Origin of the sequence: Synechococcus sp. R70.1 (genome assembly GCF_047461675.1) — a bacterium.
In the GTDB taxonomy this organism is placed as follows: Bacteria; Cyanobacteriota; Cyanobacteriia; order Thermostichales; family Thermostichaceae; genus Thermostichus.
On record NZ_JANSHR010000006.1, the window covers coordinates 1 to 1,792 of the forward strand.

General features: G+C 60.4%; 1 pseudogene. It reads right to left on the reverse strand.

The annotated features are described in order from the left end of the window. Positions 1-1,792, reverse strand: a pseudogene (locus NW807_RS00655) (type II secretion system protein); the annotation flags it as partial.

The window sequence follows — 1,792 nt, forward strand, 5'->3', positions numbered from 1 at the left end:
CCCTCAAGCCAGCGCGGGCAGCATGGGCTGGCTCCCCAAACATCCAATTGAAGGCTGCCCGCAAAGCCTCAGCAGGGCTGGGCCACTTGGGCGGCTTGGGCACCCCTGCTTTCACCTCTAGCACTGGCGAGAGCTGCGGCTCCAGGGCGATGGTTACACCTTCAGTAGAAGCCTTGGCCACACTGTGCACGCTGACTGTCTCGAGCTCCGGATCCGCCTGCACTTCCTGAACAGGGCGCAGCTCCACCGTGTTGGGCTTAACGGCTAGCCACTCGCCCAGAGGGCTCTTGGAGGGAGCTTCTGGGGCAAAACTTTGCGGCCCGCAATTGCGTTGACATCTTAAGCCTGAAGGTATCGTCTCCGTTTTGGTGGCTGGGCAGCCTGGGCTGCTATCGTTGGCAATGAGGTAGCCTGTCCGGCTTTGGTCAAACGTTTTGACTGTGCCACAGTCGATTTGGTTGATGACCTCATCGCAACTGGCCGGCGTCCAAGGCCCCCAGGCGTAGTTGCAAGTCTGCGGGCAGTCGACCGTTTGGGATTGCGTCTCGGTGTAGCTGGTTCCGCAAGCTGTCACTGTGCAGGTGCGGCTGCGAGTTTGGGTGACTCTGGTGCCACCGTTGGCCACCGTACACTCAGGAGTCCATTCAGACCAAGCACCGCAGGTCCTCGGAGGTTGGCAGGTAACCTGTCGAGGTGATGGTGGCGTGCCTGGGCAGCCAGCAGGCAAGATTGCTGTTTGGGTAATGGTTACAGGCTGACAGATATTGGTCGGGCAGGGGGGATCCCAGATGGGATCGCAGGTCTTGCAATACGCTTGGTTAGACTCAAGAGCCTTCTGAGGATCCGGCTGGCAAGGCTTGTTGACCGGCGGCAGCGGCTTTAGGTAGCGCAGGTCGTAGTCTTCCCACTCACTGCCATCGCGGGTGGCAAAGCGCAGCCGGGCGTTGCCAGTGTTTTCATAGGTTTGAATTTCTATCAAGTAGGGCGAGGGCTGGGAGGGATCCGCGCACTCCAGCTCCAATCTCAAGGCAACCTCGTTGCTGCCGCTATCCCGCCAGGCTTCGGCACCTGCAGCGTTGGGTCCTAAGTTGAGGGGAGTGCCATGCCAAACGGCATCGAGTCTGAAGGTGGCGTCAGGTCTCTCGTCCCGCCGGCGAATGATCAGCCGCACACCATCATCACCCTCGAAAATGCGGTAGGTCTGCAAGCCCGGCCAACGGGGATACAGCTCCCCTACCCAGCGCACCACGAAGAAGTCGTTGCCGTTGTTGTTGCCAGTCGGCCCTGCCCCACTTCTACGCCGCCAGCAGGAGCGCAGGAAGTTGAAGTGACCCGGGAAGTTGAGATCATCTGCGTCGGTCAGCAGATTCGTAAAGCCATTGTTGCCATCTGGCTCTCCGCAACTAGGCATCCAGAACCAGTCGCCGCGATCCCGTCGATCTGGGGTGCCAGCCGGCGCCGACAAGCGGCAACGGGGCTGCCGAATGTCCGCCAAAGACCCGTCGCACCTAGAGTTGTCATACAGCCGCCGCTTGAAGGGAGAGTTGGAGTCCAGCGATGTGCTGCTGCCGAAAAAGTACTGGAAGCCGCCCCACCAAGGGAAACCGCTGCCGCTGCGGGCAAAGGGGGCCAGGTTGGTCGGGTTATCGATAGCATTGCGCACGCAGGCCCAGCGTTGGTTGTTGGTGCCACTTGGATTACAGGTAGGCGCATTGGTGGTATAGCCATTGTTGTACTGACCAATGGCGTCAGGTACTCCTTGCGCCGGGAACACCGGATCCGGCCAGCGCAC